The 24,845-nt window shown below is 63.2% G+C and carries 24 protein-coding genes; 13 read left to right on the top strand and 11 right to left on the bottom strand.

Features of this window, described 5'->3' with window-relative positions:
* Positions 1-27: 27 nt before the first annotated feature.
* Positions 28-357: a DOPA 4,5-dioxygenase family protein gene (locus KHO53_RS10750; protein ID WP_036995298.1), complete on the bottom strand. Its 330-nt coding sequence runs from the start codon at positions 355-357 to the stop codon at positions 28-30.
* Positions 358-433: 76 nt separating this feature from the next.
* Here KHO53_RS10750 and KHO53_RS10745 point away from each other — a divergent pair, with 76 nt between their 5' ends.
* Complete coding sequence (locus tag KHO53_RS10745; RefSeq protein ID WP_010222673.1) at positions 434-1,051, top strand: NAD(P)-dependent oxidoreductase; 618 nt, start codon at positions 434-436, stop codon at positions 1,049-1,051.
* A 66-nt stretch (positions 1,052-1,117) separates the two neighbouring features.
* Positions 1,118-2,689: a SulP family inorganic anion transporter gene (locus tag KHO53_RS10740; protein WP_010222674.1), complete on the top strand. Its 1,572-nt coding sequence runs from the start codon at positions 1,118-1,120 to the stop codon at positions 2,687-2,689.
* Here KHO53_RS10740 and aroE read toward each other — a convergent pair.
* Together aroE and hemF are read right to left on the bottom strand one after the other, a co-directional pair.
* Complete coding sequence (gene aroE / locus KHO53_RS10735) at positions 2,686-3,510, bottom strand: shikimate dehydrogenase (RefSeq protein WP_100781893.1); 825 nt, start codon at positions 3,508-3,510, stop codon at positions 2,686-2,688. The genes KHO53_RS10740 and aroE overlap by 4 nt on opposite strands.
* 54 nt (positions 3,511-3,564) lie before the next feature.
* Positions 3,565-4,491 (bottom strand): oxygen-dependent coproporphyrinogen oxidase, encoded by a 927-nt coding sequence (hemF, locus tag KHO53_RS10730; protein ID WP_036995297.1) that lies wholly within the window; start codon positions 4,489-4,491, stop codon positions 3,565-3,567.
* A 131-nt stretch (positions 4,492-4,622) separates the two neighbouring features.
* On the opposite strand from hemF, the gene KHO53_RS10725 reads away from it, so the two are divergent.
* Positions 4,623-5,600: an NADPH:quinone reductase gene (locus tag KHO53_RS10725; protein WP_036995296.1), complete on the top strand. Its 978-nt coding sequence runs from the start codon at positions 4,623-4,625 to the stop codon at positions 5,598-5,600.
* A gap of 88 nt (positions 5,601-5,688) precedes the next feature.
* Here KHO53_RS10725 and tsaC read toward each other — a convergent pair whose 3' ends face one another.
* Both tsaC and dprA read right to left on the bottom strand, forming a co-directional pair.
* Positions 5,689-6,246, bottom strand: coding sequence for an L-threonylcarbamoyladenylate synthase type 1 TsaC (tsaC, locus tag KHO53_RS10720; RefSeq protein ID WP_010222680.1), 558 nt, complete (start codon positions 6,244-6,246; stop codon positions 5,689-5,691).
* A gap of 36 nt (positions 6,247-6,282) precedes the next feature.
* Positions 6,283-7,383 carry a DNA-processing protein DprA gene (gene dprA / locus KHO53_RS10715; protein WP_036995295.1) on the bottom strand — a complete coding sequence of 367 codons (1,101 nt, stop codon included), beginning with the start codon at positions 7,381-7,383 and terminating at the stop codon, positions 6,283-6,285.
* A gap of 241 nt (positions 7,384-7,624) precedes the next feature.
* Between dprA and def the strand changes: the two genes are divergently transcribed.
* From def to KHO53_RS10690, 5 genes are read left to right on the top strand one after another with little or no spacing between them, the layout of a single operon-like run.
* Positions 7,625-8,131 (top strand): peptide deformylase, encoded by a 507-nt coding sequence (gene def / locus KHO53_RS10710; RefSeq protein ID WP_010222682.1) that lies wholly within the window; start codon positions 7,625-7,627, stop codon positions 8,129-8,131.
* Between the two features lie 57 nt (positions 8,132-8,188).
* Positions 8,189-9,121 carry a methionyl-tRNA formyltransferase gene (fmt, locus tag KHO53_RS10705; RefSeq protein ID WP_036995294.1) on the top strand — a complete coding sequence of 311 codons (933 nt, stop codon included), beginning with the start codon at positions 8,189-8,191 and terminating at the stop codon, positions 9,119-9,121.
* On the top strand, positions 9,118-10,428 hold the full coding sequence (gene rsmB / locus KHO53_RS10700; protein WP_010222684.1) for a 16S rRNA (cytosine(967)-C(5))-methyltransferase RsmB: 1,311 nt from the start codon (positions 9,118-9,120) through the stop codon (positions 10,426-10,428). The genes fmt and rsmB overlap by 4 nt, the downstream gene beginning before the upstream one ends.
* A gap of 19 nt (positions 10,429-10,447) precedes the next feature.
* Entirely contained in the window at positions 10,448-11,821 is a 1,374-nt protein-coding gene (gene trkA / locus KHO53_RS10695; protein WP_010222685.1) for a Trk system potassium transporter TrkA, read from the top strand.
* A gap of 12 nt (positions 11,822-11,833) precedes the next feature.
* On the top strand, positions 11,834-12,145 hold the full coding sequence (locus KHO53_RS10690; RefSeq protein ID WP_010222686.1) for a tetratricopeptide repeat protein: 312 nt from the start codon (positions 11,834-11,836) through the stop codon (positions 12,143-12,145).
* A 92-nt stretch (positions 12,146-12,237) separates the two neighbouring features.
* Here KHO53_RS10690 and KHO53_RS10685 read toward each other — a convergent pair whose 3' ends face one another.
* A complete protein-coding gene (locus tag KHO53_RS10685) occupies positions 12,238-13,125 on the bottom strand; it encodes a lysophospholipid acyltransferase (RefSeq protein ID WP_036995291.1) in 888 nt (295 codons plus the stop codon).
* Positions 13,126-13,164: 39 nt separating this feature from the next.
* Complete coding sequence (locus KHO53_RS10680; RefSeq protein WP_010222688.1) at positions 13,165-13,716, bottom strand: DNA-3-methyladenine glycosylase I; 552 nt, start codon at positions 13,714-13,716, stop codon at positions 13,165-13,167.
* Between the two features lie 82 nt (positions 13,717-13,798).
* Between KHO53_RS10680 and glyQ the strand changes: the two genes are divergently transcribed.
* From glyQ to KHO53_RS10660, 4 genes are all read left to right on the top strand, one after another.
* Positions 13,799-14,746: a glycine--tRNA ligase subunit alpha gene (gene glyQ, locus KHO53_RS10675; protein WP_010222689.1), complete on the top strand. Its 948-nt coding sequence runs from the start codon at positions 13,799-13,801 to the stop codon at positions 14,744-14,746.
* On the top strand, positions 14,743-16,797 hold the full coding sequence (gene glyS, locus KHO53_RS10670; RefSeq protein ID WP_036995290.1) for a glycine--tRNA ligase subunit beta: 2,055 nt from the start codon (positions 14,743-14,745) through the stop codon (positions 16,795-16,797). Before glyQ ends, glyS begins: the two co-directional genes overlap by 4 nt.
* A gap of 3 nt (positions 16,798-16,800) precedes the next feature.
* Complete coding sequence (gene gmhB / locus KHO53_RS10665; RefSeq protein WP_010222692.1) at positions 16,801-17,334, top strand: D-glycero-beta-D-manno-heptose 1,7-bisphosphate 7-phosphatase; 534 nt, start codon at positions 16,801-16,803, stop codon at positions 17,332-17,334.
* Between the two features lie 61 nt (positions 17,335-17,395).
* Positions 17,396-18,166 carry a lysophospholipid acyltransferase family protein gene (locus KHO53_RS10660; protein WP_010222693.1) on the top strand — a complete coding sequence of 257 codons (771 nt, stop codon included), beginning with the start codon at positions 17,396-17,398 and terminating at the stop codon, positions 18,164-18,166.
* Positions 18,167-18,339: 173 nt separating this feature from the next.
* On the opposite strand, the gene KHO53_RS10655 is transcribed toward KHO53_RS10660, so the two are convergent.
* The gene (locus KHO53_RS10655; protein WP_036995289.1) at positions 18,340-19,962 is read right to left on the bottom strand and encodes an MFS transporter; all 1,623 of its coding nucleotides are present in this window, start codon (positions 19,960-19,962) and stop codon (positions 18,340-18,342) included.
* Between the two features lie 100 nt (positions 19,963-20,062).
* Positions 20,063-21,709: a GMC family oxidoreductase gene (locus tag KHO53_RS10650; RefSeq protein ID WP_036995288.1), complete on the bottom strand. Its 1,647-nt coding sequence runs from the start codon at positions 21,707-21,709 to the stop codon at positions 20,063-20,065.
* A 137-nt stretch (positions 21,710-21,846) separates the two neighbouring features.
* Here KHO53_RS10650 and KHO53_RS10645 point away from each other — a divergent pair, with 137 nt between their 5' ends.
* On the top strand, positions 21,847-22,734 hold the full coding sequence (locus tag KHO53_RS10645; protein ID WP_010222697.1) for a LysR family transcriptional regulator: 888 nt from the start codon (positions 21,847-21,849) through the stop codon (positions 22,732-22,734).
* 4 nt (positions 22,735-22,738) lie between these two features.
* On the opposite strand, the gene KHO53_RS10640 is transcribed toward KHO53_RS10645, so the two are convergent.
* Together KHO53_RS10640 and KHO53_RS10635 are read right to left on the bottom strand one after the other, a co-directional pair.
* Positions 22,739-23,557: a sulfite exporter TauE/SafE family protein gene (locus KHO53_RS10640; RefSeq protein ID WP_010222698.1), complete on the bottom strand. Its 819-nt coding sequence runs from the start codon at positions 23,555-23,557 to the stop codon at positions 22,739-22,741.
* Positions 23,554-24,831: an NAD(P)/FAD-dependent oxidoreductase gene (locus tag KHO53_RS10635; protein WP_010222699.1), complete on the bottom strand. Its 1,278-nt coding sequence runs from the start codon at positions 24,829-24,831 to the stop codon at positions 23,554-23,556. The genes KHO53_RS10640 and KHO53_RS10635 overlap by 4 nt, the downstream gene beginning before the upstream one ends.
* Positions 24,832-24,845: the final 14 nt, after the last annotated feature.

Below are 24,845 nucleotides of genomic sequence, written 5' to 3'. Positions count from 1 at the left end.
AGCCCGCTCCTACCCCGGAGCCGTAAACTACTTGAAGATCGAAAGATCCAAAGGCCGCACCGCCCCCATCCAGATCGCATGATCACGATGATCGGCCAATTCATCGCCGGTCAGCGGATGCAGAAACACCACCAACCCTCGGCGATACAACGCCAGCCAGGGCAACACCACCCCCACCACCTCAGGCCCGAACGCCAGTTGGCAGCTCCAGTCCGGATGCGGCCCGACCGGCTTCTGATGCATGCGCCCCATGGTCACCGGAAACAGCCGCGCGGCTTCTTCACACAGTTGCCGGGCCTGCTCCATGGTGCTGGCGTCATAGTAGATATGGGCGTGATAGCCTTTGATCCTTTGCACGAAAACTCCTGAATTACAACGAACCCGCAGGGTCTACACGGGTCAAATGATCACCCGCTGCCAATGGAGTGATCTGGTGAAAAATGCCGAAACCCCAGCGTTCAAACTGGTCCTGCTGGGAGGTTTGAGCAGCCTGGGCAGCGCCCTGATGGCCGAATTGCTCAAGCGCCAGCATGAGGTGATCGCCGTGGTCGATAACCTCAACAGCCTGGCGCCACGCCCCGGCTTGCACTTCAAGACTGGCGGCCTGGACAACCCCGATCAGGCCGAGCAAAGCGTGGCCGGTGGCTCGGCAGTGGTCTGCCTGCTGCCTGCACTGGCGCCCGACGACTTTGCCGCACAACTGCGCATGAGCCAGGCGCTGATCGCAGGCATGACCCGCACCACTATACGCCGGCTGTTGCTGGTGGGCGATTTCAGCGTGCTCGATCAGGGCGAAGGGCACAGCGAGCAGCAACGGGCCTGTGCCGACCAGATCGTCGACCTGTTGCAACGCAGCCCGCTGCACTGGACCCTGATCAACAGTCCGCAGCAAGTCGCCGGCCTGGGCATCGAGCACTTCCACCAGACGCATGGCACCCTCGAACCCGGTCTGGCCGAACCACTGCAGCGCCTGGCACGGGTGGCAGCCGCCATGGTCGATGCCCTGGAGCTGAAACTGCACCACGGTGAGCACGTGAACTTTGTCTTCTGACACGGCTTGCACCCGAGCGTCGGACATCGCACCCTGAACAGCTTCTGCCTGCGATAGAGAGTCTTCATGGCCTGGCCTGATCGCCACCGACTGCTGCCGTTTCTCACCTGGCTGCCGCGCCAGACCCGAGCCAGCGCGCGCCGTGATCTGTTGGTGGGTCTGAGCGGGGCGATCCTGGCACTGCCACAATCGATCGCCTACGCCCTGATCGCCGGGCTGCCCGCCGAGTACGGGCTGTACGCGGCGATTGTGCCGGTGATGGTCGCCTGTTTGTGGGGTTCGTCCTGGCACCTGATCTGCGGGCCAACGGCGGCGATCTCCATCGTTCTCTACGCCAGCGTCAGCCCGCTGGCGGTCGCTGGCAGCAGCGACTACATCACCCTGATCCTGCTGCTGACCTTCCTCGCTGGGGTGTTTCAATGGTTGCTGGGGCTGCTGCGCTTTGGCGCGCTGGTCAATTTTGTCTCGCAATCGGTGGTGCTGGGCTTCACCCTGGGTGCTGCGGTGGTGATCGCGCTTGGACAACTGCCCAACTTGCTGGGGATGAACCTGCCCAGCCAGGCCACGGCCTTGAAGACCCTGCAACACCTGCTGGAGCACGCCGGGGAGGTGGATTGGCCTTCGTTATTGCTCGGCCTGGGCACTGTGCTGCTGGGTGCTGCGGTAAAGATGCTGCGCCCGCGCTGGCCCGGCCTGTTGATAACGTTGACGCTCGCCAGCTTGCTGGCCTGGTCGCTACCAGGGCTATTTGGCCATGTGCAGTTGGTACCCGGCTTCATCGGCCAGTTGCCACCGTTGAGTCCGTTGCCACTGCTGGACCTGGAATTGATCCTGCGTCTGCTGCCCAGCGCCGTGGCGGTCGGCATGCTCGGCCTGGTCACCAGCCTGTCGATTGCCCGCTCGCTGTCATCGCACTCTGAACAGCTCATCGACGCCAATCAGGAGATTCGCGCTCAGGGCCTGTCGAACATGGTCGGCGGATTCTTCTCCGGCTATCTGTCGTCCGGTTCCTTCACCCGCTCCGGGCTCAGCTATGACGCTGGCGCCCGCTCGCCCCTGGCGGGGGTGTTTGCCGCCCTGTGGGTAACCTTGTTTGCGGTGACCGGGGCGGGGTTGATCGCGCATATCCCGATCCCGGCCATGGCTGGCAGTATCCTGCTGATCTGCTGGGGCCTGGTTGATCATCGGGCGATACGTGCGCTATTCCGGGTCAGCCGTTCGGAATTCCTGGTCATGGCCCTGACGGGCGCCGCCACCTTGTTGCTGGAACTGCAAACGGCCATCTACGCCGGGGTGCTGGCGTCGCTGTTCTTTTACCTCAAGCGCACCTCGCGACCACGGGTACAGCAGTCCCGGGAGGGCGATGCCGATGTACTGCGTGTAGGCGGTTCAATCTTCTTTGGCGCCAGTCATTACCTGCAGGTACGCCTGCAACGTTGCCAGGGCCCGCAGGTGGTGATCGATGCGCGGCAGATCAATTTCATCGACTATTCCGGGGTCGACATGCTGCACCGCGAGGCACGACGGCTAGGTCGCGCAGGCGGCAGCCTGACGCTGCAACGGGCGCGCCCGCAAGTGATCGAGGAATTGCACAAACTCGAAGGGGCAGCGAACTGCCCGATCCGCTTCGAGGATTAGCCGCGCGCCAGTTGGCGGCGCAATTCGTCCAGCACCGGGGCGGTGTCGGGACGCACGCCACGCCAGATGAAGAACGCCTCGGCGGCCTGTTCGGCGAGCATGCCCAGGCCATCCAGGACCTTGGCGGCCTTATGCTCGCTGGCCCAACGGCAGAAAGGCGTCGGCTCCTTGCCATACATCATGTCGTAGCACACGGTGTTACCCGGCTCGATCAGGCTGGCGGAGATGGGCGGCAGCTCACCGGCAAGGCTGGCAGAAGTCGCATTGATGATCAGGTCGACCGGCTCTTCAAGCCAGTCGAAACCGCTGGCAGCCACCGGCCCCAGGTCGGCGAACTCACGGGCCAGTTGTTCGGCTTTTTCCACCGTGCGGTTGGCGATCACCAGCGATGCCGGGTTGTGTGCCAGCAACGGCTCCAGCACCCCGCGCACGGCCCCGCCGGCGCCGAGCAGCAGGATGCGTTTGCCGGTCAGTTGCACACCGGCATTGACGGTAAGATCGCGGACCAACCCGGCGCCATCGGTGTTATCGCCCTGCAGGCTGCCGTCGACCAGCTTGCTCAGGGTGTTCACCGCCCCGGCGCGCTTGGCCCGCGGCGTCAGGCTATCGACCAGGCGATAGGCTTCTTCCTTGAACGGCACAGTGACGTTGGCACCCAGGCCCTGCTTGAAAAAGCCCTGGGCACACATGCTGAAATCATCCAGCGGCGCCAGCAAGGTGCTGTATTCCAACTGCTGGCCGGTCTGGTCGGCGAACAGACGGTGGATCAGCGGCGACTTGCTGTGGCCGATCGGGTTGCCGAATACAACGTACTGGTCCATTCACGCGGTTCCTGGGTCAAGGCCGGGCAGGCCCGGAAAGTTATCCACAGCAGCTCAATGGCTGGTCTTGGCCTCGCCAAGCCAGTCACGATCCTGCAGGAAATACTCGGTCAGGCGCGCTTCTTCGCTGCCTGGCGCGGCCTTCCAATCGTACCCCCAACGCACGTGCGGTGGCAGCGACATCAGGATCGATTCGGTGCGCCCGCCCGATTGCAGGCCGAACAGGGTGCCACGGTCGTAGACCAGGTTGAACTCGACATAACGGCCGCGACGGTATTCCTGGAACTCACGCTGCTCGGCGGTGTAGGGCTGATCCTTGCGGCGCTGGACGATCGGCAGGTAAGCCTCGACATAGGCATCGCCAATGGCACGGATGAAGGCAAAGCAGGTATCGAAGTCCCACTCGTTCAGGTCATCGAAGAACAGGCCGCCAATACCCCGTGGTTCGCCGCGGTGCTTGAGGTGGAAGTAGCGGTCGCACCAGGCCTTGTAACGCGGATAGACGTCGGCACCGAAAGGCGCACAGGCGCGCTCGGCAACCCGGTGCCAGTGCACGCAGTCTTCTTCGTTACCGTAGTAAGGCGTCAGGTCAAAGCCACCGCCGAACCACCAGACGGCTTCTTCACCTTCTTTCTCGGCAATGAAGAAACGCACGTTGGCGTGTGAGGTCGGTACATGCGGGTTATGCGGGTGGATCACCAACGACACGCCCAACGCTTCGAAGCCACGCCCGGCCAGCTCCGGCCGGTGGGCACTGGCCGATGGCGGCAGACCGCTGCCGAAAACGTGAGAGAAGTTCACCCCACCTTTCTCGATGACCTTGCCATCACCGATCACCCGGGTCCGCCCACCGCCGCCGGCCTCGCGCGTCCAGGCATCCTCGACAAAGCGGGCACCACCGTCTTCGTTTTCGAGGGCGGTGCAGATACGGTCTTGCAGGTCGAGCAGGTAGGCTTTCACGGCCTCGGTGCGGCTAGTCATCAGGTCACCTGGAAGCGGGCTAAGGCAAATTCGGCGCGTAGCATACCACCGGCGGCAGGCTGGCCGCAGTTGACGGCGATCAAGCAAAGGCGTCCGATAGGGGTTTTCCCGGTACCTTCAGGAGAGTGCAGATGGCCAAGCGTATTCAGTTCAGCCAGCATGGCGGCCCCGAAGTCCTCACCCTGGTCGACTTCGAGCCGGCGGCGCCCGGCCCGCAGCAAGTTCGCGTGCGTAACCAGGCAATCGGCCTGAACTTCATCGATACCTACTTTCGCAGCGGCCTCTATGCGCCGCCATCGCTGCCCTCGGGCCTGGGCACTGAAGGCGCCGGGGTGGTCGAGGCAGTGGGTGAGCAGGTCTCTGGGCTGAAAATCGGCGACCGCGTCGCCTATGCCGGCGGCCCGCTGGGTGCCTACAGCGAAGTGCATGTGCTGCCTGAAGCCAATCTGGTCAAGCTCCCCGACAGCATCAGCTTTGAGCAAGCGGCGGCAGTGATGCTCAAGGGCCTGACCGTGCAGTACCTGCTCAAGCAGACCTACGCGGTGCAGCCGGGCGATACCATTTTGTTCCATGCCGCCGCCGGGGGCGTCGGCTCGCTGGCCTGCCAATGGGCCAAGGCATTGGGAGCCAGGTTGATCGGTACGGTCAGCAGTGCCGAGAAGGCTGAACGGGCCAAGGCCCTGGGTGCCTGGGCAACCATTGATTACAGCCGCGAAGACGTGGTCCAGCGGGTACTGGAACTGACCGACGGAAAGAAATGCCCGGTGGTGTACGACGGCGTTGGCCAGGACACCTGGCTGACCTCGCTGGACTGCCTGGCGCCGCGCGGGTTGATGGTCAGCTTCGGCAATGCCTCTGGCGCGGTGAGCGGCGTCAACCTTGGCATCCTGGCGCAGAAGGGCTCGTTGTATGTCACCCGGCCAACCCTGGCCAGCTACGCCAACAATGCACAAAACACCCAGGCGATGGCGGATGACCTGTTTGCGATGATCACCAGCGGCAAGTTGACTGTGGATATCCAGCAACGCTATCCACTGAGCGAGGCGGCCAAGGCGCAGAGCGAGCTGTCGGCGCGCAGGACGGTGGGGTCGACGGTGTTGCTGCCTTGAATCGGTGATGAATTCATCGCCGGCAAGGCCGGCTCCCACAGGGCTCTCGGTAAACCTTGTGGGAGCTGGCTGGCCAGCGATCAGAGCATCAACCGGCCCGCACAACCTCGCCGGTCACCAGGTCACGAATCACACTCGGATTACGCCGCCCACCCAAGGCGCCACCGAGCACCATGTCCAGCTGCCCACGGAAGTACTGCTCGACCCGCAAGCGGGTCTTGGCGGCTGGGCGGCCTTGCGGGTTGGCCGACGTGGAAATCAGCGGCCCGACCAGCGCGCACAAGTCGCGTACCACCGGATGATCGCTGACGCGCAGGGCCACTGTGTCATGCACCCCGGTAATCCACTCTGGGAGCAGGTTCTGATGCGGCACCAGCCAGGTGTTCGGTCCCGGCCAGGTCGCAGACATGCGGTCCAGCCAGGTTTCGGGGAAATCCTCGAAAAGGAAGTCGAACTGGCGGATATTATCGGCGATCAGGATTAATCCCTTGTCGACCGAGCGCGACTTGATTGCCAGCAGGCGATCCACGGCTTCTTCGTTCCACGGGTCACAGCCCAGGCCCCAGACCGCCTCGGTCGGGTAGGCAATCACCGCACCGGCCCGAATTTCACGCGCGGCTTGTTGCACACGCCAACTGCTCACCATTGCTTTCACTCCGCATAAAGGCAGATAGCAGTGTACTTAGCCAGGCCGGGCAAACCAACGCCCAGCTTCATTGCAGACGCTGCCCGCCAGCTCCAGCTCAGTCAGCGCCGCCAACACCCTGGGCAACGGCCAGCCACTGCTGCTGGCCAGCCCCTCGGTGGTTTGCGGCGCAGCCAGCAACAGATCGACCAGTTCATGGCGGGGGGTGGCGGCCGCCTGCAAGGGCGGCAAGCGCTGCCAACCCTGCAAGGTCTCGACGATCTGGTCGACGGTTTCCACCAGCAAGGCGCCATCGCGGATCAACTGGTGACAACCCTTGGACCCTGGGTGATGAATCGAGCCTGGAATCGCATACACCTCCCGGCCTTGCTCGGCGGCCAGGCGTGCGGTGATCAGCGAGCCACTGGCAAGACTCGCCTCGACCACCAGCACGCCCAGTGACAGGCCGCTGATGATCCGGTTACGCCGGGGAAAGTTGCTGGCTGTCGGCCCGGCATCCAGCGGAAACTCGGAAATCACCGCGCTACCTTGCGCGATCATTGCGGCCGCCAGCGCCCTGTGACGCTGTGGATAAAGTTTTTGCAGCCCGGTACCCAACACGCCGATGGTCTGCCCGCCAGCATCCAGGGCAGCCTGATGCGCGGCGCCATCGACCCCCAGGGCCAGGCCGCTGGTAATGACAAAACCACCCCGGGAAAGACTGCGAGAGAAAGCCGCAGCGGTATCCAGCGCCGGCCTGGAAGCCCGGCGACTGCCGACGATCGCCAGCTGTGGTTTTTCCAGGATGGCCGGGTTGCCGGCAATGAACAGCAGCGGCGGGGCGTCCCCCAGTTCGGCCAGCAAGCCAGGGTAGCAGGGCTCGTCCCACATCAACAAATGCTGGTCACAAGCCTCTAGCCAGCGCATTGCAGCCGCCGCGCCATCGCGCACGCCAAGGCTGCGCCGGGCATCGCTGCTCTCTGCCGGTACCTGCAGCGCGCGCCAGGCCGAGGCCGGCGCGCTGAGTGCCGCCGAGGCATTGCCGAAGGCCTGGATAAGGGTGTGAAAACGCCGCGGCCCCAGGGACGGCAGCAAATGAAGACGCAAGCGCGCTTCGAGTTCGGCGGGTGAACACGCCGACGATAAGGGTTGCGACATAACGATCATCCTTGATCGGGCAGCCCGGGTCTGCCGTGAAGAAGCTGTGGATAACTCTGTTGATAATACTTTGACAACCGGTTGAAGGATTTCCCTCAAGGGCATTCCTTCAGGCTTGCAGGCACGGGTGCGAAAGCCCCCTGAAACCTTAGCTGACCTTTGCCAGGTGCCGAATGCGCCGAATCCCTTTATTATGTGTACTCATGTTTGTAATTCATCGCACAGTGCAGCTCATACGCTTATGGCCATTCTGAACATCCTCGAATTCCCGGACCCGCGCCTTCGTACCATCGCCAAACCGGTGAGCGAAGTCGACGACGGCGTTCGCCAGTTGATCGATGACATGTTTGAAACCATGTACGAAGCCCCTGGCATCGGTCTCGCCGCCACCCAGATCAACGTGCACAAGCGCATCGTGGTCATGGACCTGAGCGAGGATCGCAGCGAGCCACGGGTGTTCATCAACCCCGAGCTCGAGATGCTGACCGACGAAATGGATCAGTACCAGGAAGGCTGCCTGTCGGTGCCCGGCTTCTACGAGAACGTCGATCGCCCGATACGGGTCAAGGTCAAGGCGCTGGATCGCGACGGCAAGCCGTACGAGCTAGTCGCCGAAGGCCTGCTGGCAGTGTGCATCCAGCATGAGTGCGACCACCTCAACGGCAAGCTGTTCGTTGACTACCTGTCGACGCTCAAACGCGACCGAATCAAGAAGAAGCTGGAAAAACAGCATCGCCAGCAAGCTTGATCTCCTCTTCCCAAAGGCTTGCTCCGGCAAGCCTTTTTCTTTTTAAGCGAGAACTCCATGCGCATTGTCTTCGCAGGCACCCCAGAGTTTGCCGCCGAACACCTCAAGGCCCTGATCGACAGCCCCTATGACGTGGTGGCGGTCTACACCCAGCCGGACCGCCCGGCCGGTCGTGGGCAAAAACTGATGCCAAGCGCGGTCAAGCAACTGGCTGTGGATAACGGCATCCAGGTCCTGCAACCGCCGACCCTGCGCAACGCCGAGGCGCAAGCGGAACTGGCAGCCCTGCAACCGGACCTGATGGTGGTGGTCGCCTACGGCCTGATCCTGCCGCAGGCGGTGCTGGATATTCCGCGCCTGGGCTGCATCAACAGTCACGCTTCGCTGCTGCCTCGCTGGCGTGGCGCCGCGCCGATCCAACGTGCGGTCGAAGCCGGCGACAGCGAAAGCGGCGTCACCGTAATGCGGATGGAAGCAGGCCTGGACACCGGGCCGATGCTGCTCAAGGTCAGCACCCCGATCAGTGCCAGCGACACCGGCGGCACCTTGCATGATCGCCTGGCCGAAATGGGCCCGCCAGCCGTACTCGAGGCCGTTGCCGGTCTTGCTGCTGGCACCTTGCAGGGTGAAGTTCAGGACGACAGCCTGGCCACTTATGCACACAAGCTGAACAAGGACGAAGCGCGCCTGGACTGGAGCCGCCCGGCGGTTGAGCTGGAGCGCCTGATTCGCGCCTTCAACCCGTGGCCGATCTGCCACAGCACCCTCAACGGGGAAGCGGTGAAGGTCCTCGCTGCGAACTTATCCACAGGCTCGGGCGCCCCGGGTGAAATTCTCTCTGCCAGCAAGGACGGGCTGATCGTCGCCTGCGGTGAACAGGCGCTGTGCCTGACCCGTCTGCAGTTGCCTGGCGGCAAGGCACTGAACTTCAGCGACCTGTTCAACAGCCGCCGCGAAAAATTCGCCACCGGCACGGTGCTTGGCCAATGAATCCACGTCTGGCAGCCGCCCGCGCCCTGGCGGCAGTACTCAGTGGCAAGGCGTCGCTGAACAGCTCGCTGCCAAGCCAGCTGGACAAGGTCGAAGCACGTGACCGCGGCCTGACCCAGGACCTGGCCTTCGGCACCGCGCGCTGGCAACCACGCCTGTCGGCCCTGGCCGAGCGCCTGTTGCAGAAGCCGTTCAAGGCCGCCGATGCCGACGTCGAGGCGCTGCTGCTGGTCGGTCTGTACCAACTGCTCTACACGCGCGTCCCCGCGCACGCCGCCATCGGCGAAACCGTAGGCTGTGCCGAGAAACTGAAAAAGCCCTGGGCCAAGGGCTTGCTCAACGCCGTATTGCGCCGTGCGCAACGGGAAAGCAGCGAGATCTTCGCCGAACTCGAACGCGACCCGGTCGTACGCACCGCGCACCCGCGCTGGCTGCAAAAGTCGCTCAAGGCCTTCTGGCCCGAGCATTGGGAAGCCATCTGCGCCGCCAACAACGCCCATCCGCCGATGATCCTGCGGGTCAACCGCCGCCATCACAGCCGCGATGCCTACCTCGAACTGCTGCGTGAAGCCGGCCTTGAAGCGGCGCCCTGCCAGTTCAGCGGCGACGGCATCCTGCTCGCCGAAGCCTGCGATGTCCGCGGCCTGCCCGGTTTCGACCAGGGCTGGATCAGCGTCCAGGACGAAGCCGCACAACTGGCCGCCGACCTGCTCGACCTGGCCCCCGGCCAGCGCGTGCTCGACGCCTGCTGCGCCCCGGGTGGCAAGACCTGCCACCTGCTGGAAGCCCAAGCCGGGCTCGATGCCGTCGTTGCCATTGACCTGGAAGCCAAACGCCTGACCCGCGTGCGCGAGAACCTCGATCGCCTCGGCCTCGACGCCCAGTTGATCGCCTGCGACGCCCGCGACACCGCCAGCTGGTGGGACGGCAAGGGCTTCCAGCGCATCCTGCTCGACGCGCCGTGCTCAGCCACCGGGGTGATCCGCCGCCATCCTGACATCAAGCTGACCCGCCAGGCCGACGACATCGCCGCCCTGGCCAGCCTGCAAGGCGAGCTGCTCGACGCCCTGTGGCCAACCCTCGAGGTCGGCGGCATCCTGCTCTACGCCACCTGCTCGACCCTGCCGACGGAAAACACCGAAGTGATCGAGGCGTTCCTCGCCCGCACCCCCGGTGCGCGTGAGCTGGACCTGGCGACCCAGGCCGGTATCCGCCAGCCCCATGGCCGCCAGCTGCTGGCCCAGGAAGGCGGGCACGACGGCTTCTACTATGCCAAGCTGATCAAAATCGCCGCCGCGCGCGGATAACAAGAGAAGGGAACAGCGGATGAAGATCATCATCCTCGGCGCAGGGCAGGTCGGCGGTACGCTGGCTGAACACCTGGCCAGCGAAGCCAACGACATCACCGTGGTCGACACCGATGGCGACCGTCTGCGCGACCTCGGCGACCGCCTGGACATCCGCACCGTGCAAGGCCGCGCCTCCTTTCCAACCGTGCTGCGCCAGGCCGGTGCCGATGACGCCGACATGCTGGTGGCGGTGACCAACAGCGACGAGACCAACATGGTCGCCTGTCAGGTTGCCCATACCCTGTTCCACACCCCGACCAAGATCGCCCGGGTGCGCGAATCGGCCTACCTGACTCGCGCCGGCCTGTTCGACAACGACGCCATTCCGGTCGACGTGCTGATCAGCCCCGAGCAGGTGGTCACCCACTACATCAAGCGCCTGATCGAACACCCCGGCGCCCTGCAGGTGATCGACTTCGCCGAAGGCAAAGCCCAGCTGGTAGCGGTCAAGGCCTACTACGGCGGGCCGCTGGTAGGCCAGCAACTGCGCCAGATCCGCGCGCACATGCCCAATGTCGACACCCGCGTGGCGGCGATCTTTCGCCGTGACCGGCCGATCCTGCCGCAGGGCGACACGGTTATCGAAGCCGACGACGAAGTGTTCTTCATCGCCGCCAAGGCGCACATCCGTGCGGTGATGGGCGAGCTGCGGCGCATCGACGAGACCAACAAGCGCGTAGTCATCGCGGGCGGCGGGCAGATCGGCGAACGCCTGGCCGAGGCCATCGAAAGCCGCTACCAGGTGAAAATCATCGAGATGAACCCGGCCCGTTGCCGGCACCTGTCCGACACCCTGGAAAGCACCGTGGTACTGCAGGGCAGCGCCTCGGACCGTGACCTGATGCTGGAAGAGAACATTGCCGAAGCCGACATCTTCCTGGCCCTGACCAACGATGATGAAGCCAACATCATGTCCTCGCTGCTGGCCAAGCGCCTGGGCGCGCGCAAGGTGATGACCATCATCAACAACCCGGCCTATGTCGACCTGGTCCAGGGTGGCGAAATCGACATCGCCATCAGCCCGCAGCTGGCCACCATCGGCACCCTGCTGGCCCACGTGCGCCGCGGCGATATCGTCAGCGTGCACTCGCTGCGCCGGGGTGCGGCCGAGGCCATCGAGGCCATTGCCCACGGTGACTCGAAGTCGAGCAAGGTAATCGGCAAGGCCATCGAAGACATCGCCCTGCCACCGGGCACCACCATCGGCGCGATCATCCGCGACGAAGAAGTACTGATCGCCCATGACGACACGGTGATTGAAGCCGGCGACCACGTGATCCTCTTCGTTGTGGATAAAAAGTACATCCGTGACGTCGAGAAGCTGTTCCATGTAGGGTTGAGCTTCTTCTAAGGGGGGCCTGGAATGCGCGAATCACTGGAAAAGATGCTGGCCAAGGGTGTGGATAACGCCCTGTTGCGTTTCGGCCTGGGCAAGGCCTGGCTCGATGAGGGCAATGGCGCCGAGGCGGCCGTGCACTTGCAGCGCTGCGTCGAGCACGACCCGAAGTACTCGGCGGCGTGGAAGCTGCTGGGCAAGGCGCATCAGCTACAGGGTGACCTGGCGGCGGCGCGCAAGGCCTGGGAGCAGGGGCTGGAAGCGGCTCGCGCGCATGGCGACAAGCAGGCCGAGAAAGAGATGACGGTATTTCTGAAGAAGCTCGACAGGGCTGTTTAGGACCGCTTCGCGGTCCATCGCCGACAACGCCGCTCCCACAACTGATGGCCAAACTCGATCCTGTGGGAGCTGGCTTGCCAGCGATAGGGCCCTCAATACCAGCGTGGCTCACCCGCCGGGCGCTTCTTGAAGCGCTTCATGCTCCACATGTATTGGCTCGGATACGCCCGCACATAGCGCTCGACCACCTGGCTCATGGCCGCCGCCGAGGTTTCGGTGTCTTCGCTGTACATCGCCTCGGGCGCCGCTTCCAGAATGACCTTGAAACCGGAACCGTCCGGCAGGCGCAGGGCATGCAGGAACACCCCGACCGCCTTGCCGCCCGCGAGCATGTTCGGCACGAACTTGCTGGTCAGTGCCTTGGTGGCAAAGAATGGCACGAAGATGCCCGCCGATTCGGCCGGCTCCGGGTCGGCCGGAATCCCCACCTGACCGCCTTTGCGCACTTCCTTGATGATGCTCAGGATGCCTTCCTTGGTCGACGCCGCCACGCGGTTGCCCAGTTGCACGCGCTGTTCGCGCAGCAGGTCATCGACCGCCTTGAGCTTGGGCGGGCGGTAGAAAATGATCGGTTTGCACTGGCTGCAATAGAAGTGGTTGAGCACTTCCCAGTTACCCAGGTGGCTGGTAATGCCGACCACGCCCTTGCCCGAAGCCAGGGCAGCTTCAAGCACTTCCAGGCCTTCGACCTCACGCACCAGGTCGAGCGAGCGCTGGGCCGGCCAGATCCAGGCGCAGGCACTCTCGGTGAAGGATTTGCCGATGTCCATCAGGGTCCGGCCCACCAGTCGCTCACGGGCAACCGGGTCCATTTCCGGGAAGCATTTGGCCAGGTTGATGCGCACCACGTTGCGCGAACTGTTCGGCACCTTCCACATGATCCAGCCGATGGCCGCGCCGACCCGCTGTACCGCGCCCCAAGGGAGCTTGGCAAACAACCGCAACGCCCCGACCATCAAGGCGCCCTTGAATTTATCCACAGGCTGGTTCCTCTTTCTGCAAGCCGGCCATTGTAACCCTCAGCGCAGCAGAGCGGCGTAGCGATCACAATCGGTGGTGTGGTCCATGACCATGCCGGTGGCCTGCATGAAGGCGTAGCAGATGGTCGGGCCGACAAAGGTGAAACCGGCTTTCTGCAAGGCCTTGCTCATTGCCGTGGCTTCCTCGGTGACTGCTGGCACCTCGCTACGCTGAACGAAATGATTGATTTTCGGCGCACCGCCGACGAACGACCAAAGCCAATCAGCGGGGTGTTCCAGCTCCAGCCAGGCCCGCGCATTGCGCCGTGCGGCATTGAGCTTGAGGCGGTTGCGGATGATGCCCGGGTCGAGCATGCGCTCCTCGATTTCTTCATCGCTCATCTGCGCCAGGCGCTGCGGGTCAAAGCCGAACAGTACCTGGCGGTAGCGTTCGCGCTTTTTCAGCACGGTGATCCACGACAACCCGGCCTGGAAGCCTTCCAGCAGCAACATCTCGAACAGCTGGCGCGGATCACGCTGCGGCGTGCCCCACTCCTGGTCGTGGTAAGCCTGGTAAAGCGGATCGTCGGTACACCAAAAGCAACGTGGCATAAGGCTCCAAGGGTAGAGGCCTGCGCGAATCGGGTTATACTCCCGCTCTTTATATTCGCAGCCCTAGAAACAGGTGAATTTCGTGAGCCAGCCTACGCCAGCCGTGCGTACCTTCCAAGACTTGATCCTCGCCCTGCAGAACTACTGGGCCGAGCAAGGTTGTGTGGTGCTTCAGCCCTACGATATGGAAGTAGGCGCCGGCACTTTCCATACTGCCACGTTCCTGCGCGCCATCGGCCCGGAAACCTGGAACGCCGCCTATGTGCAGCCTAGCCGTCGTCCGGCGGATGGCCGTTATGGCGAAAACCCGAACCGCCTGCAGCACTACTATCAGTTCCAGGTGGTGCTCAAGCCGAACCCGGCGAACTTCCAGGAACTGTACCTGGGCTCGCTGAAAGCCATTGGCCTCGACCCGCTGGTGCACGACATCCGTTTCGTCGAAGACAACTGGGAATCGCCGACCCTCGGCGCCTGGGGTCTGGGTTGGGAAATCTGGCTCAACGGCATGGAAGTCACCCAGTTCACCTACTTCCAGCAAGTAGGCGGCATCGAGTGCTTCCCGGTCACCGGTGAAATCACCTACGGCCTGGAACGCCTGGCCATGTACCTGCAGGGCGTTGATTCGGTCTACGACCTGATCTGGACCGACGGCCCATTCGGCAAGGTGACCTACGGCGACGTGTTCCACCAGAACGAAGTGGAGCAGTCGACCTACAACTTCGAGCACGCCAACGTCGAGAAGCTGTTCGAGCTGTTCGACTTCTACGAGAGCGAAGCCAACCGCCTGATCGAGCTGGAGCTGCCGCTGCCGACCTATGAAATGGTCCTCAAGGCCTCGCATACCTTCAACCTGCTCGATGCCCGTCGCGCCATCTCGGTGACCGAGCGTCAGCGTTACATCCTGCGTGTACGGACCCTGGCCCGCGCCGTGGCCCAGAGTTACCTGCAAGCCCGCGCCAAGCTGGGCTTCCCGATGGCGTCCCCTGAATTGCGTGATGAAGTGTTGGCTAAGCTGGAGGCTGCACAATGAGTGCTCAAGATTTCCTGGTTGAACTGGGCACCGAAGAACTGCCACCCAAGGCCCTGAGCAGCCTTGCTGATGCCTTCCTCGCCGGTATCGAAAAAGGCCTGCAGGCCGCAGGCCTGAACTACACCGACAAGCAGGTGTTCGCCGCGCCGCGCCGCCTGGCCGTACTGATCCGCAACCTCGACACCCAGCAGCCGGACCGCAGCGTCAACCTTGACGGCCCGCCACGCCAGGCGGCCTTCGACGCTGAAGGCAACCCGACCCAGGCCGCCCTGGGCTTTGCCAAGAAGTGCGGGGTAGAGCTGTCGGATATCGACCAGAGCGGCGCCAAGCTGCGCTTCTCCCAGCACATCCCGGGCAAGGCCACCGCCAGCCTGCTGCCAACCATCGTCGAAGACTCGCTCAACGACCTGCCGATCCCCAAGCGCATGCGCTGGGGTGCACGCAAGGAAGAGTTCGTGCGTCCGACCCAGTGGCTGGTCATGCTGCTCGGTGACGACGTGGTCGACTGCACCCTGCTGGCGCAGAAAGCCGGTCGCGAATCCCGTGGCCACCGCTTCCACCACCCGGAAAACGTGCGCATCAGTGCCCCGGCCAACTACCAGGAAGACCTGCGCAAGGCCTATGTCCTGGCCGATTTCGCCGAGCGCCGCGAGCTGATCAGCAAGCGCACCGCCGAACTTGCCCTGCAACAGGAAGGCAGCGCCATCGTGCCGCCAGCCCTGCTCGATGAAGTGACCGCCCTGGTTGAATGGCCGGTGCCGCTGGTGTGCTCGTTCGAGGAACGCTTCCTTGAAGTGCCTCAGGAAGCGCTGATCACCACCATGCAGGACAACCAGAAGTACTTCTGCCTGCTGGATGCCGACGGCAAGCTGCTGCCGCGCTTCATCACCGTGGCCAACGTCGAGAGCCGCGATCCGAAGCAGATCGTCGAAGGCAACGAGAAGGTCGTGCGCCCACGCCTGACCGACGCCGAGTTCTTCTTCAAGCAAGACAAGAAGCAGCCGCTGGAAAGCTTCAACGAGCGCCTGCAGAACGTGGTGTTCCAGGCCCAGTTGGGCAGCGTTTTCGACAAGGCCGAGCGGGTTGCCAAACTGGCCGCCTTCATCGCCCAGCGTATCGGCGGCGATGCCCAACGCGCGGCGCGTGCCGGTTTGCTGTCGAAGTGCGACCTGGCCACCGAGATGGTCGGTGAGTTCCCTGAGATGCAGGGTGTTGCCGGTTACTACTACGCCCTCAACGACGGCGAGCCGCAAGACGTCGCCCTGGCCCTGAACGAGCAGTACATGCCGCGCGGTGCCGGTGCTGAGCTGCCGTCGACCCTGACCGGTGCGGCCGTGGCTATCGCCGACAAGCTCGACACCCTGGTCGGTATCTTCGGTATCGGCATGCTCCCGACCGGCAGCAAGGACCCCTACGCCCTGCGTCGTGCGGCACTGGGCGTACTGCGCATCCTGATCGAGAAGCAACTGGACCTGGACCTGAACGAAGCGGTGAACTTCGCCGTGACCCAGTTCGGCGCCAAGGTCAAGGCCGCAGGCCTGGCCGAACAGGTACTGGAGTTCGTCTTCGATCGTCTGCGTGCCCGTTACGAAGACGAAGGCATCGACGTTGCCACCTACCTGTCGGTACGTGCCCTCAAGCCAGGCTCGGCCCTGGACTTCGACCAGCGCGTGCAGGCCGTCCAGGCCTTCCGCCAATTGCCGGAAGCCGCAGCCCTGGCCGCGGTGAACAAGCGCGTGTCGAACCTGCTGAGCAAGGCCGAGGGCGCTGTCGCCACCACGGTCGAACCAAAGTACTTCGACAATGCCAACGAGTTCTCCCTGTACTCGGCGATCCAGCAAGCCGACCAGGCCGTGCAGCCAATGGCCGCCGCGCGCCAGTACAGCGAGTCGCTGGCGCGCCTGGCAGCCCTGCGTGAGCCGGTCGACGCCTTCTTCGAAGCGGTGATGGTCAACGCCGAGGACGCCAAAGTCCGCGCCAACCGTTATGCCCTGCTCAGCCGCCTGCGCGGTCTGTTCCTGGGCGTGGCTGACATTTCGCTGCTGGGGTAAGTCTTGAAGCTGCTGATTCTCGATCGGGACGGGGTGATCAACCAGGACTCCGACGCTTACATCAAGTCGCTGGACGAGTGGATTCCGATCCCCGGTTCGATCGAAGCGATTGCGCAGTTGAGCAAGGCCGGCTGGACGGTGGCGGTGGCCACCAATCAGTCCGGCATTGCCCGCGGCTACTACGACCTGGCGACCCTCGACGCCATGCATGCGCAGTTGCGCAGGCTGGTGGCCGAGCAGGGTGGCGAGGTCGGGCTGATCGTCTATTGCCCGCACGGGCCCGATGAGGGCTGCGCCTGCCGCAAACCCAAGCCGGGCATGCTCACCGCCATTGCCACGCACTACAACGTGAATCTGGCTGGCGTGTGGTTTGTCGGTGATAGTAAGGGTGACCTGGAAGCCGCTTTGGCCGTCGATGCTCAACCGATTCTGGTAAAAACCGGAAAAGGCGAGAAGACCCTGAGCAAGGGAATTCCTGAAAAAACGCTGATTTTCGATGATCTGGCAGCCATCGCCAGAGAACTTATCCACAAATAGCGCGCCTGCACAACAGGCGCACTTTTACTAGGCGGGCAAGCCCGCAACGGTACATGCCGCTATGTCGATCTTGCAGGCGATCAGAATTTTTCTTTTTTACCTGCTGCTGGGTACCAGCTCCTTGCTGTGGTGCACCCTGAGCTTTTTTATCGCGCCGTTTCTGCCATTCAGCGCCCGATATCGCTTTATCAACGTCTACTGGTGCCGCTTTGCGCTGGTGCTGGTACGGGTGTTTCTCAACATCAAGGTCAAGGTCACCGGGGCTGAGAACATCCCCAAGCAACCCTGTGTGATCCTCTCCAATCACCAGAGCACCTGGGAAACCTTTTTCCTTTCCGCCTATTTTTCGCCCTTGAGCCAGGTGCTCAAGCGTGAACTGCTGTACGTGCCGTTCTTCGGCTGGGCCATGGCCATGCTGCGGCCGATCGCCATCGATCGCGACAACCCCAAGGCCGCCTTGAAGCAAGTCGCCAGCAAGGGCGACAAGCTGCTTAAAGAGAACGTCTGGGTACTGATCTTTCCGGAAGGCACCCGCGTGCCGTTTGGCCAGATCGGCAAATTCTCGCGCAGCGGTGCCGCTTTGGCGGTAAACGCTGGCTTGCCGGTACTGCCGATCGCTCACAACGCCGGCAAGTTCTGGCCCAAGCAGGGCTGGGGCAAGCGCGCTGGCACCATCGAGGTGGTGATTGGCGCCCCGATGCATGCCGAAGGCAGCGGCCCACGGGCCATTGCCGAGCTCAACGACCGCGCTGCGGCATGGAACGAACAAACCCAGCGCGACCTCGGCTCACTGCCTGCAGCAGCGCCAAATCAAGCGCAGGGCGTGGCCTGACCGATCTGTGGATAACTTGTGTACAGTATTTGGATTTCTCAGCAGAAAATTCGCTAAGTGATTAATTTAGCTACTTATTTCTCTGTATGACTGTTTTTTGAAAATCGTGCATAAGTTTTTTCGCGGCATAAAAAAACCGGCGCTTACGCCGGTTTTTTTGTGCCTGTAGATCCTTACACCTTGTCGATATCCACATCACGGGTTTCTTTCAGGCAGAACAGCCCCACCACCAGGCTGATGCCGGTGATCAGTACCGGGTACCAGAGCCCGTAGAAAATATCGCCGGTGTACACCACCAAGGCAAAGGACACCGTGGGCAGGAAGCCGCCGAACCAGCCGTTGCCGATGTGATAGGGCAGCGACATCGAGGTATAGCGGATGCGGGTCGGGAACAATTCGACCATCACCGCCGCCAGCGGGCCGTAGGTCATGGTCGCGATCAGGATCATCGCCACGATCAGCACCACCACCATCGGCTGGTTGACGCTGGCAGGATCCGCCTTGGCCGGGTAGCCGGCCTTGTCGATGGCCGCGCGCATGGCCGCTTCGTCGAAGCCGCTGATTTTCCGCTCGCCAATGCTCACCACTACCTCGGTGCCGGCAGCCGCCTCAGCCGAGCTGTAAGGCAGGCCCTGTTTGACCAGGAAGGTTTTGACCTTGTCGCACGGGCTGTCAAAACGCGCCTTGCCCACCGGGTCGAACTGGAAGGTGCAGCCCTGCGGGTCGGCCATCACCACGATCGGCGCCTGACGGCTGGCGGCGTCGATCTGCGGGTTGGCGTAGTGGCTCAGGGCCTTGAACAGCGGGAAGTACAGCACCGTGGCCAGCAGCAGGCCAAGCATCAGGATCGGCTTGCGCCCAACCCGGTCCGACAGCCAGCCGAAGAACACGAAGAACGGCGCGCCGATCACCACGCTGATGATCAGCAGGGTGTTGGCCTGGGCCGGGTCCATCTTGAGCATCTGGGTAAGGAAGAACAGCACATAGAACTGTGCGGTGTAGAAGGTCACCGCCTGGCCGGCGTTGATACTGAACAGTGCCGTGAGCACCACCTTGAGGTTGGGCCAGGAGCCGAACGACTCGCGGATTGGCGCTTTACTGGCCTTGCCCTGGGCCTTCATTTTTACGAAGGCTGGCGACTCATGCATGCTCATGCGGATCCAGGTGGAAATCCCCAGCAGCACGATCGACAGCAGGAACGGCAGGCGCCAGCCCCAGACTTCGAACTGGTCACCACTGATGTAGCGGCTACCGAGTACCACCAGCAACGACAACAGCAAGCCGAGGGTTGCGGTGGACTGGATAAAACCGGTGTGGAAACCGCGTTTGCCGGGCGGTGCATGTTCGGCAACATAAGTGGCCGCGCCACCGTACTCACCGCCCAGAGCCAGGCCCTGCAGCATGCGCAACCCCACCAGGATGATCGGTGCGGCAATGCCGATGCTGGCGTAGGTCGGCAACAGGCCAACGGCAAAGGTCGACAGGCCCATCAGCACGATGGTCACCAGGAAGGTGTACTTGCGCCCGATCATGTCGCCCAGGCGGCCGAACACCAGCGCGCCGAAGGGCCGCACCAGAAAACCGGCGGCGAAGGCCATCAAGGCGAAGATAAAGGCAGTGGTGTCGTTCACCCCGGCAAAAAACTGCTTGCTGATGACCGCCGCCAGCGCCCCATAAAGAAAAAAGTCATACCACTCGAAAACCGTCCCGAGGGATGACGCGAAAATGATCTTGCGTTCTTCCCGGCGGCTGTTGCTCACCGTTGCAGCGCCCTGCTCTTGAATGTAATCCGACATCGTTGCTGTCCTCGGCCTGCAGGCCCCAGTGATTATTCTTGTTGTTCCACTGTCGACGCCGGCAGACTGCGTCCGGCGTCGTTGTTGCTACGCACCCTGGTCAGGGCGTCGGTACTGCGGTGTTTTCGATGCTGGTTGTGGATAACGTCCCCTGGCGAATCAGTTGCGCGGCCTTTTCGGCAATCATCAGGGTAGGGGAGCAGGTATTGCCGGAGACGATTTGCGGCATGATCGAGGCATCGGCGATGCGCAGCCCCGGCACACCGTGCACGCGCAGCTGATTGTCGACCACATCCAGTGGCCCGTTGCCCATGCGGCAGGTGCCCACAGGGTGGAAGATCGTAGTGCCGATCTGCCCGGCGGCTTCATGCAATTGCTCTTCGCTTTGCAGGTCCGGGCCCGGCAGGTATTCGCGCGGGCTGAAGGCAGCCAGGGCAGGGGCCTGAACGATCTTGCGGGTCAGGCGAATGGCCTGGGCGGCAACCCGCAGGTCTTCAGGATCGCTCAGGTAGTTGGGATCGATCAGCGGCGCATCGTCCGGGTTGGCCGAACGGATATCGATACGCCCGCGGCTGGCCGGGCGCAGGTTGCACACCGAAGCGGTAAAAGCCGGGAAGCGGTGCAGTGGCTCGCCGAAGCGTTCCAGCGACAAGGGCTGCACGTGGTATTGCAGGTTGGCTGAAGCCTGTTCCAGCCCGGAACGAACAAAAGCGCCCAATTGGCTCGGCGCCATCGCCAGCGGTCCACTGCGGTCGTACAGGTAACGCAGGCCCATGCCAAGCTTGCCCCAGGGGCTGTTGGCGACCTGGTTGAGGGTTCGCGCCTGGGTAACCTGATAGATCAAACGCAATTGCAGATGGTCCTGCAGGTTGCCACCAACGCCGGGCAGCTCGTGACGAACAGTTATCCCCAGGCTCTCGAGCAAGCCGCGCGGGCCGATGCCGGAGCGCTGCAGGATCCCGGGCGAACCCACGGAGCCTGCACACAGGATAATCTCCCGGCGTGCGCTGAAGTGCTGCCAATTGCCCTGCCAGCGGGCACGTACCGCGCACGCGCGGCCATCTTCCAGCAACACCTGATCAACCAGCACATCGGTCAGCACGGTCAGGTTGGGACGATTGCGGATCGGGCGCAGAAAGGCTTTGGCCGAGTTCCAGCGAATGCCGGCGCGCTGGTTGACCTGAAAGTATCCACAGCCCTGGTTATCCCCGGTGTTGAAGTCAGCAACGCTGGCAATGCCGCTCTGCGCCGCCGCTTCGCGGAACGCATCGAGTATCGGCCAGGCGTAGCGCTGTTGCTCGACCCGCCACTCGCCTTGATTGCCATGCGCTTCGCTGGCGCCGCCGAAGTGGTGCTCGCTGGCCTTGAACAGTGGCAGCACGTCCTTCCAGGCCCAACCGGCATTGCCCTGCTCGGCCCAGCGATCGTAATCGCCAGCCTGGCCGCGCATGTAGATCATGCCGTTGATGGAGGAACAGCCCCCGAGCACCTTGCCTCGCGGATAACCCAGGGTGCGGCCATTGAGGCCGGGTTGCACTTCGGTCTTGAAGCACCAGTCGGTACGCGGATTGCCGATGCAGTAGAGGTAGCCCACCGGAATGTGAATCCAGGGGTAGTTGTCGCGCCCACCGGCTTCGAGCAGCAGCACCCGGCAGCCTGGGTCGGCAGATAAGCGGTTGGCCAATAGGCATCCGGCAGGGCCGGCACCCACCACCACATAGTCGTAGACAGGATCGGCTGATGGCATGGGCAACCTCGCGCCTGATTATTATTCTTGTCCCAGCCCATGTTATTGATTAATTTCGGGATGAAAACGTTAGATTTCACTCAAGTGCTGTGCGTTTTAACACAACGTCCGTGAACACCTGATTCACAAGGAAAAGCATGTTCGACTGGAATGATCTGCGGTTTTTTCTCGAGTTGCAGCGTAGCGGCCGCCTGCTGACCGCGGCCAAACGCCTCAACACCACCCACAGCACCGTGGCCCGGCACATCGACAATATCGAGCAGAGCCTGGGCACCGCGCTGTTCGTTCAACATGCCCAGGGCTACGAATTGACACCGTCCGGGCAGGCCCTGCTCAAGCACGCCGAAGCGATGGAAAACGTCGCCCTGCTGGCCCAGGAAGAGATCACCCAGGCCATCACCCCGCTGGGCAAGATTCGCCTGGGGGTGACCGAAGGCATCGGCATCATGTTCTTCACCCCGCGCATGGGCAGCCTGTTCGAACGCTATCCGGGCCTTGAGGTAGAGCTGGTGGCGGTGCCGCGCTTTGTCAGCATTCTCAACCGCGAAGCGGAGATCAGCATCCACCTGGAGCGGCCGAACGCCGACCTGTTGATAACTCGCAAACTCACCGACTACCGCCTGGCGCTGTACGCCAGCCCCGAATACCTGGCCCAGGCGCCGGCCCTCAATTACCGTGAAGACCTGGCCAAGCACAGCTGGATCGGCTACGTCGACGACCTGCTGTTCAGCCAGGAATTACTGTTTTTGAACAGCTTCTGCCGCGCACCCAATGTGGTGTTTCGCAGCACCAGCGTGATCGCCCAGCAACAGGCCGCTCGCGCCGGCCTGGGCATCGCCGTGCTGCCCAACTACATGGCCCGCCACGATCCGGCATTGGTGCGGGTATTGCCCAGCGAAACCATCCAGCGCAGCTACTGGATCTGTACCCGCCGCGAGCTGCACAAATCAGTACGCCTGCGCGTGGTCTGGGATTTTCTCCTGGCCCTGTGCGCGCAGGAGCAGGATGCCTTGCTGGCGGAGTAGGGCGTCAGCTGCCCAAGGTTTTGACCGCCAGCAGCAAGGCTGCGCAGATCCCCACACCTGCAAACATTTGCTGCAAGCGCGGCCCGGCCAGCTTGCTGGCGAGCTGACGCGCCAGCAGCAGCCCGAGCACCGCGCCGCCGGCAAACGGCGCGCCCACCGCCCAATGCATGACGCCGCCGACTGTCGCGCTGACCACACTGCCAGTCGACACCAGGGCGATCACCGCCAGCGAAGTGGCAACGATGCTCTTCATGTCAAGGTTGGTGTAGCGGCTCAGCGCCGGGATGATCACGAAGCCACCACCGACACCGAGCAATCCCGAAAGCAAACCCGACAGTACACCGGTAAAGGCCAGGGCGCGGGCACAGGGCAGGGTCCAGCGCAGTCGCCCCTGCAAGGGGTTGAGCACGCAGGGCATGACGTGGCGCGGGCCCAGTGGCGGCTCGCCGCGAAGCTCCCGGCGAGCCTTGAGCAGCATGCGCGCACAAGCATAGACCAGCACCAGGGCAAAGCTCAGGGCCAATGGCCCGTTCGGCAGACGATGGGCAAGCATCAGCCCGAAGGGTGCGATAGCGATGCCAATCAACGCCACGAACAGCGCCGCGCGATAACGCACCAGGCCCTGGCGCAATCCCAGCAGGGCACCTACCGCCGCCGCCATGCCGACGGCCAGCAAGCCGACTGGCGCCGCCTCGACCATCGACAACCCCAAGCCAAACACCAGCAAGGGCACGGCCAGAATGCCGCCGCCAGCGCCGGTCAGCGCCAGCACCGCACCAATAATCGCCCCTAAACCTGCCGCCAGAAATTGATGCTCGATCACCGCAGGCCCTCGGCGGCAACCCGGGGTTTGGCCAGCCATTCGCGGCCCTTGAGCATGCAGCGCCAGTACAACGGCGGCAGGATCTGCGCCTTCAGCAGCCAGGCCAGGCGCGTCGGCCGGCGGCCGTCGAGCAGCCAGCGCGGGAAGCTCGGCGCCAGCTTGCCGCCGTAGGTGAACTCGGCGAGGACGATCTTGCCGCGCTCGACGGTCAGCGGGCAGGAGCCATAGCCATCATAGTGGGCGAGGTTGGGCAGGCGCCCCAGCGCCACCAGCACGTTGTTGGCCACCACCGGCGCCTGTTTGCGCGCCGCCGCCGCAGTCTTGGCGTTGCTGGTATTGATGCCATCACCCAGGGCGTGGATGTTGCTGTAGCGTTTGTGGCGCAAGGTAGCCGGGTCGACATCGAGCCAACCGGCCTGGTCAGCCAGCGGGCTGTTGCGGATGAAATCAGGCGCAACCTGCGGCGGCACCACATGCAGCATATCGAAGGGTTGAACCCGGGTCTCGCTGCTCCCATCGGGCAGGGTGCGCACAAAGGTGGCCCGCTTGCCCGGGCCATCGACAGCCACCAGGCGATGGGCGTACTGCAGGTCTACCGCGTACTTATCGATGTACTCCATCAATGCCGGAACGTAGTCGGGCACCCCGAACAGCACGCCCCCGGCATTGAAGAACTGCGCCTGAATGTTGCCCAGACGACCATTGCGCAACCAGTGATCGCAAGACAGGTACAAGGCCTTTTGCGGCGCGCCGGCACACTTGATCGGCATCGGCGGCTGAGTGAACAGCGCCTGGCCCTCACGCAGGTTCTGCACCAGTTGCCAGGTATAGGGGGCCAGGTCGTAGCGGTAGTTGGAGGTCACGCCATTGCGCCCGAGGGTTTCCCTCAGGCCTTCGATGGCATCCCAGTCGAGCTTCAACCCTGGGCAGACCACCAACTGCTCGTAACTGAGCAGCCGGCCGTCATCAAGAGTGACCGTTTGTGCCTGCGGGTCAAAGGTCTCGACCCGTGCCTTGATCCACTGCACGCCACCGGGAATGGTCGAGGCCATGGTGCGTGCCGTCGAAGGCGCCTGGAAGATCCCGGCGCCCACCATGGTCCAGCCGGGTTGGTAGTAGTGCACATCGGCAGGGTCGATGATCGCGACATCCAGCGAAGGGTCGCGACAGATCAGGCTGGAGGCGGCGGCGATACCAGCGGCACCGGCACCGACGATCAGCACTTTATGGTGGTCGCCTTTCGGCACCTCGGCAGGGGAGGGTTGAGCATGCATGGCAGGGTCCTTCT

Origin of the sequence: Pseudomonas sp. RC2C2, from assembly GCF_018390435.1 — a bacterium.
GTDB lineage: Bacteria > Pseudomonadota > Gammaproteobacteria > Pseudomonadales > Pseudomonadaceae > Aquipseudomonas > Aquipseudomonas donghuensis.
This window is presented reverse-complemented; position numbering and strand designations above follow the sequence as displayed.